Source organism: Flavobacterium sp., assembly GCF_039932285.1.
Lineage (GTDB): Bacteria > Bacteroidota > Bacteroidia > Flavobacteriales > Flavobacteriaceae > Flavobacterium.
The window spans coordinates 1-7,120 of sequence record NZ_JBDTQE010000100.1; the positions used below are offsets into that span (position 1 = coordinate 1).

Here is a 7,120-nt window from a genome sequence, read left to right on the forward strand (position 1 = left end):
TAGAAGTTCTTCCAATAAAAAAGCGCTTCATTTCTGAAGCGCTCTATATTTTTTTATAAAAACTATTTACTATTTGTTGTAAACACTTTCTTTTTTGAAATGAATGGCTAATAAATAATATACTACTGCTCTGTATTTACTCTTATTAGATTTACCGTACTTTTCCATTACAGCTTCAATTCCTTTATCTAAATCTGGACCATCTTTTAGACCTAATTTTTTAATTAAGAAATTATTTTTTACTGTATCTAGTTCAGATTGTTGACTTCCTGCTACTGTTGCAGCATCTTTATTATAAATAGATGGTCCACAACCAACAGTTACTTTTGTTAACAAAGCCATATCGGCAGTATGTCCACATTTTTCTTTCAAGTCTGCTGCGTAAACAGCGATAAGTTCATCTCTTTTGCTCATAATATTTTATATTATTAATACTAACCAAATATAATAGAAATTATTATAAATAATATAAAATATTAAGTCAAATTCTTAAAATAATCCAATAATATCGAATCATTAACTTTTGTGGGCGTAAACACTTCTAAAATTATCGATTTTTCAGTGTTTAGTGTAATTTCTAAATTTTCTTTTAATGATTTTTCATCAACAGCCTTTTCATATTTAAAACCATACATTTTAGCAATATGTTCTGCCGTTAAATGATGTGAAGTTTCAAAATAAGTATTGAAAGTTTCGTTTTCTTTGTGTCCTGGTAATATTCTAAAAATGCCTCCTCCTCCATTATTTAATAAAATTATTTTAAAATTTTTTGGGATATAATTATTCCACAATGCATTACTATCGTATAAAAAACTAATATCTCCAGTAATTAAAACTGTTTCTTTACCAGAAGCTAATGCAGCACCTATTGCTGTCGACGTACTTCCATCTATTCCGCTAGTGCCACGATTACAAAATACTTCTATACTAGAATCTATAGCGAATAATTGTGCGTAACGGATTGCTGAACTATTACTGATTTGCAATTGACTATGCAACGATAAATTTTGTAAAATAATCTCGAAAGCTTTAAAATCTGAAAAAGGAATTTTATCTAAATATATTTTCGTTTTTTGTAATCTTACTTCCTTAATCGTTAAAGCATTTTGTAAATAATCACTTTCTAACGGGATTATTTTGGGAATAAAATTATTAAAAAATACATTTGGACTGGTTTGAAAATGTTTTGTTAAGCAACCAAAAGTATCGTAAGCCCTTAACTCATCAATATGCCAGTGTTCTTGTGGTTTGTATTTTCTAAGAAATGCTTTTATCCTTTTAGAAACTATCATACCGCCAATAGTTATTAATATTTCGGGTTTAAAATTAATAAAATCTTCTTCCGTAAAAGGCGTGATAATAGTATCTATATTGGTAATGAAATTACTGTGATGTACATTCGAAGTAACTTCGGTCATAATGACTACCGAATTATCGTTTGCTAAAAAATCTAAAATAGATTGTTGCATAAAATTTGGATTGCAACCACCTATAAGTATTAATTTCTTTTTTGCTTGATTCCATTGGTTTGCAAAAATATCCAAACTTTCTAATTCTTTATTTATTAAAGTAAAATCTATTATTTTTGTATGAACAGAAATATCATCAACTGTTTCATACAAAGGCTCTTCAAATGGGACATTAATATGTACCGGTCCTTTTTTGATTACTGCAAAATGTATGGCGGATTGAATTTTAACATCGTTTCCTTCAGATATTTCTTCAACCAAATTAGCATTGTACAGACTATGATTGTCAAATACATTTTCCTGTCGAATCGTTTGTCCGTCACCAATATCTATCTTATTTTGTGGTCTATCGGCAGAAATAACCACCAGTGGTATTTGACTATAAAAAGCTTCTGCAAATGCAGGATAATAATTAAGTAATGCCGATCCTGAAGTGCAAACTACAGCTACTGGTTTTTGTAATTGTTGTGCAATTCCGAGAGCAAAAAATGCTGCACAACGCTCATCAGCAACACTATAACAAGTAAATTCTGGATTGTTTGTAAAACCAATAGTAAGCGGTGCATTACGAGATCCTGGAGAAATTACGATATGGTGTAGTTCTTTAGCTTTACAAATTTCGATGATACTTTGCGCTAAAGGTATTTTTGGATAAATCATTTTTTTATTTTCAAAGTATCAAAGTTACAAATATGAAAACTAATTCACATGATTTTCTTGCTCTTTTAAAATCAAAAATTTATAAAATGTGAAATGTGAAATGCCATAAGTTAAAATCACAATCTGATATATAGCCTCGCTTTTGATATAAAATTTATTTATAAAAAAAGCCCCAATTTGTATAACAAATAAAATACCACTTATGAGTAACCAAAAGCTTTTTTTATCTGAATTGTTCATGTAATTAATTATACCTACCCCTCCTACAAAAGAAGTTAAAAATGCATTTATAATCCATATAAAATAGAACTCCCCTAATGATGAAATTACAATTTCGATAATATATAAATAAAAAATAAAAAAAGGAATTGAAGCAATTCCAAAAGCTAACCTATTTTTTTTATTCACTAAATCCAAAATTAACAAAACCAGAAAAACTTTGAAAAAAACAGAATATATAGTTCCATAAATGAAGTTTAACTGTGTACTAAGGTAAAAGGAAACCGATGCTAACTGATATAACAATAAAGCAACAACGTATATTATTTGCCTCTTTTTTGAAGTTGAAAAATACAAAATAAGCAAAATAGGTATTCTTAGAGCCCAAAAAAAAGTTACTAATTTCTCTATTCCTATCAGAGAAAAAGTACTATATAAAAAAAGATTTATAAAGTATAAAATTATTAATATTTTAGATAGGTTAGTTAATTTCATAACCCTAAATTTACTGTTTTTTATTTATTAAAAATAAATGAAATAAGTTTTAAATAGATAATAGTATAAAAATATGTCGATAATTATCCGTATTGCAACAATTCATGACATGCCTTCAGTATTAGAAATTATAAATTATGAAATTTTACATTCGACTTCCATTTGGGATTATGATATAAGAACATTAGAACAACAAATTACAATTTTAAAAGAGAAAAAAGAACGTGATTTTCCTCTTATTGTGGCAGAAAAAGAAGATAAAATTATTGGCTTTGGAACTTATGGATCATTCAGATTTAAAATTGGTTACCAATTTACAGTCGAACATTCAGTTTATGTTCATAAAGATTTTCATGGAAATGGAATAGGAAAACTACTTTTACTAGAACTAATTGCCTTGGCAAAACTACAAAAACTACACACAATGATAGGAGTAATTGATTCTGAAAACAGAGATAGCATTGCTTTTCATGAAAAATTCGGTTTTAAAACCGTAGGAATTATCAAAGAATCTGGCTATAAATTTGACCGATGGTTGGATTCCGTATTTATGCAACTGATTTTAAAATAAAAACTTTTATAATTTACACTAAAAAATAAAAAATGTCAATCCAACAAAACCTAAATAAAATAAAAGCTTCACTTCCCATAAATGTGACGCTTGTTGCGGTTTCTAAAACAAAGCCCGTTTCTGATTTGATGGAAGCTTACGAAGCTGGTCAGCACATTTTTGGAGAAAATAAAATCCAAGAAATGACCGATAAATGGGAATCTATGCCAAAAGATATCGAGTGGCACATGATTGGACATGTTCAGAGTAATAAAGTGAAATTTATGTCCGAATATGTGAATTTAGTTCATGGTGTAGACAGTATAAAATTACTTCAAGAAATAAATAAACAAGCTAAAAAACACAATAGAACTATTGATTGTTTGCTCCAAATATATATTGCCGAAGAAGAAACAAAATTTGGTTTAGACGAAAAAGAATTAAAAGAATTATTAACTTCAAATGAATTTAAAGAATTACAAAATATCCGAATTGTAGGTCTAATGGGAATGGCAACATTTACAGAAAATCAATCCCAAATCGAAAAAGAATTTAAACATTTAAAAAGCATTTTCGATAATTCAAAGTCATTATCAATTGTCAATTGTCAATTATCAATTCTATCTATGGGAATGTCTGGCGACTACAAACTCGCAATTGAGTGTGGAAGTACGATGGTTCGAATAGGAAGTAGTATCTTTGGCGGAAGGAATTAAAATATTTAATAATTGAATGATTAAAAAAATTATCTTTATTAAAATCTTTAAATTTCAAAATCTTTAAATTTTTAAATCTCATTTGTACGCAATTTTAGACATAGAAACTACTGGAGGTCAGTTTAACGAAGAAGGAATTACCGAAATCGCCATCTATAAATATGATGGACACCAAATCGTAGACCAATTTATCAGTTTAGTGAATCCAGAAATTCCTATTCAGCCATTTGTAGTAAAACTAACAGGTATAAATAACGCTATGTTGGTTTCTGCTCCCAAATTTCACGAAGTAGCCAAACGCATTGTCGAAATCACAAAAGATTGTGTTCTCGTGGCTCACAATACTGTTTTCGATTACAGAATCCTTCGTACAGAATTTCGCCGTTTAGGATATGATTTTCAAGCAAAAACACTTTGCACAGTCGAGTTGGCTAAAATTTTAATTCCAGAGCAACCTTCTTATAGTTTAGGAAAATTGGTTAGAGCTCTAGGAATCCCAATGACCGACAGACATCGTGCCGAAGGCGATGCGCTGGCAACAGTCAAGTTATTTAAAATGTTATTAGACAAAGATTTAGAAAAAATTATTGTCAAAGACAACATTAAAACCGAAATAATCAAAGGAATTGCACCTAAATTATTCAATATTATCGAATCATTACCCAACAAAACAGGCGTTTATTATATTCACAAAGAAAATGGCGATATAATCTTTATAGGCAAAAGTAGAAATATTAAAAAAAGAGTGAATCAGCATTTTACTGGAATTACAAAAAGTGCTTTAAAAATTCAACAAGAAGTTTTCACTGTCACTTACGAAGAAACTGGAAGCGAACTTGTTGCATTACTTAAAGAAACCGAAGAAATAAAAATAAATAGACCTATTTACAACAGAATGTCGCCCAAAACTCATTTCCCTGTAGCTATTTATTCCGAAACCGATACAAATGGTTATCTGAATCTAAAATTACAAAAATTCGACGGTCGCAAGAAAGAAATCACAGCTTATACAAGTCTTCAGGAAGGAAAAAACATCTTGTTCAGAATTTCTTCTCACTACAATTTATGTCAAAAATTAACTGGTTTATACGAAACAAAAGCCGAATGTTTTCAGCACAAAATAAATGAGTGCGACGGTGCATGTATTTGTAAGATTACACCCGAAGAATACAACAAACGGGTACATGAATTTATCACAAAAAGCAGTCTTGAAAGTCAAAGCATGGTTATTGTCGACAAAGGAAGAACCATAAGTGAACGTAGTGCCGTTCTTATAGAAAATGGAATCTATAAAGGTTATGCTTTTTATGACCTAAATTATCAAATAAGCAATATCCAAATCCTAAAAAACATAATCATTCCAATGCCCAACAACCGTGATACACGAAATATAATACAAGGCTATTTAAGAAAAAATAAAGTAATGAAAATCATAAAATTTTAATTTTTTTTAAGAGCTATTCCCGCTTTACACTACAATCTTTTCCTTGCTAAAGAAGCAAGAAAAAGGATTTCCGTTTCAATCGGGGCTAAAAAACCAACATTCATCTAATTCATGAACTATCTAATAACCATAATCGGACCAACAGCCATAGGCAAAACCGCTTTAAGTATTGCTTTAGCAAAGCAATATGGTTGCGATATCATTTCGTGCGATAGTCGACAGTTTTTCAAAGAAATGAAAATAGGGACTGCTGTTCCCAGCGACGAAGAATTAAGTCAAGCAACACATCATTTCATTCAAAACAAATCAATTTTCGAAGAATATACTGTTGGAGATTTCGAAAAAGAAGCCATTGCGAAACTGGATGAATTGTTTAGCAAAAATAATATTCAAATTATGGTTGGTGGCTCAGGATTATATGTAGATGCAGTCTTAAAAGGCTTTGATACTTTCCCAAATATCCAACCTCATATTCGTGAAGAAATTCAAAAACAATACGACGAAAACGGAATCGAATATTTACAACAAGAATTCCAAGAATTAGACATCAATTATTACAATAAAATCCTTTCGGAAAATTCCCAAACCTTACAAAACCCACAACGCATGATGCGCTTTATAGAAGTTTGCATAGGAACCGGACAACCTTATTCTTCGTTCCTAAACAAAGAAAAAAATACTAGAAACTTCACTCCTATTATTATTGGTTTAGAATCCGACCGGGAAATAATGTACAATAGAATTAACCAACGAGTTGATATTATGATAAATGAAGGATTACTTTCTGAAGCTGAAAGTTTATATCCAAATAAAGACTTAAACGCCTTACAAACTGTTGGTTATAGAGAATTATTTAGCTTTTTTGATGGAGATTTTATTTTAGATTTTGCTGTCGAAGAAATTAAAAAAAATACCCGAAGATTCTCTAAACGTCAACTAACTTGGTTCAAGCGTACTGAAAATACCATTTGGTTTGATTATAAAACGAACGTTTCTAAAATAATTGAAACAATCAATTTAATAATGAATCCTACAAACTAAAACTTTTTTTGTACTTTTGCACTCCAAATAAAGGATATACACAATGTTAGATAGATTACAAATTATCAAACAAAAGTTTGACGAAATATCGGATTTGATTATTCAGCCAGACGTAATTGCCGACCAAAAGCGATATGTGGCTCTTAATCAAGAATACAAAGGACTTAAAGCCCTTGCTGAAAAGCGTGACGAATATGTCATTTTGATGGCAAATATAGACGAAGCAAACGAAATAATTGCCGACGGAAGCGATGCTGACATGACAGAAATGGCAAAAATGCAACTCGACGAAGCCAAAGAAAGATTGCCAGAATTAGAAGAAGAAATAAAATTCTTATTGATTCCTAAAGATCCAGAAGATGCTAAAAACGTCATGGTCGAAGTTCGTGCAGGTACAGGTGGAGACGAAGCATCTATTTTTGCTGGTGATTTGTTCCGTATGTACACAAAATATTGCGAAAATAGAGGTTGGAGAACTTCGGTTGTAGATATGAATGAAGGAACTTCTGGAGGATTTAAAGAGGTA

At 30.2% G+C, this 7,120-nt stretch carries 7 protein-coding genes; 5 read left to right on the forward strand and 2 right to left on the reverse strand.

The annotated features are described in order from the left end of the window. Positions 1–69 precede the first annotated feature (69 nt). Positions 70–414 (reverse strand): DUF2853 family protein, encoded by a 345-nt coding sequence (locus ABI549_RS12885; protein WP_348076868.1) that lies wholly within the window; start codon positions 412–414, stop codon positions 70–72. Between the two features lie 62 nt (positions 415–476). Beyond that, positions 477–2,129: a 2-succinyl-5-enolpyruvyl-6-hydroxy-3-cyclohexene-1-carboxylic-acid synthase gene (gene menD, locus ABI549_RS12890; RefSeq protein WP_348076869.1), complete on the reverse strand. Its 1,653-nt coding sequence runs from the start codon at positions 2,127–2,129 to the stop codon at positions 477–479. A gap of 787 nt (positions 2,130–2,916) precedes the next feature. Between menD and ABI549_RS12895 the strand changes: the two genes are divergently transcribed. The 5 genes from ABI549_RS12895 to ABI549_RS12915 all read left to right on the forward strand — a co-directional run. Then, on the forward strand, positions 2,917–3,414 hold the full coding sequence (locus ABI549_RS12895) for an N-acetyltransferase family protein (RefSeq protein ID WP_348076870.1): 498 nt from the start codon (positions 2,917–2,919) through the stop codon (positions 3,412–3,414). 32 nt (positions 3,415–3,446) lie between these two features. Then, positions 3,447–4,109 (forward strand): YggS family pyridoxal phosphate-dependent enzyme, encoded by a 663-nt coding sequence (locus ABI549_RS12900; RefSeq protein ID WP_348076871.1) that lies wholly within the window; start codon positions 3,447–3,449, stop codon positions 4,107–4,109. Between the two features lie 82 nt (positions 4,110–4,191). Then, positions 4,192–5,553 carry an exonuclease domain-containing protein gene (locus ABI549_RS12905; protein WP_348076872.1) on the forward strand — a complete coding sequence of 454 codons (1,362 nt, stop codon included), beginning with the start codon at positions 4,192–4,194 and terminating at the stop codon, positions 5,551–5,553. A 111-nt stretch (positions 5,554–5,664) separates the two neighbouring features. After that, positions 5,665–6,594, forward strand: coding sequence for a tRNA (adenosine(37)-N6)-dimethylallyltransferase MiaA (gene miaA, locus ABI549_RS12910; protein WP_348076873.1), 930 nt, complete (start codon positions 5,665–5,667; stop codon positions 6,592–6,594). A 43-nt stretch (positions 6,595–6,637) separates the two neighbouring features. Beyond that, positions 6,638–7,120: PCRF domain-containing protein (locus ABI549_RS12915; protein ID WP_348076874.1), on the forward strand; the 483-nt coding region annotated here is incomplete at its 3' end.

Excerpts from the sequence above, each read along its gene's own strand:
- ABI549_RS12885 (WP_348076868.1), bottom strand. The coding sequence starts at position 414 with ATGAGCAAAAGAGATGAACTTATCGCTGTTTACGCAGCAGACTTGAAA.
- menD (WP_348076869.1), bottom strand. The coding sequence starts at position 2,129 with ATGATTTATCCAAAAATACCTTTAGCGCAAAGTATCATCGAAATTTGT.
- ABI549_RS12895 (WP_348076870.1), top strand. The coding sequence starts at position 2,917 with ATGTCGATAATTATCCGTATTGCAACAATTCATGACATGCCTTCAGTA.
- ABI549_RS12900 (WP_348076871.1), top strand. The coding sequence starts at position 3,447 with ATGTCAATCCAACAAAACCTAAATAAAATAAAAGCTTCACTTCCCATA.
- miaA (WP_348076873.1), top strand. The coding sequence starts at position 5,665 with ATGAACTATCTAATAACCATAATCGGACCAACAGCCATAGGCAAAACC.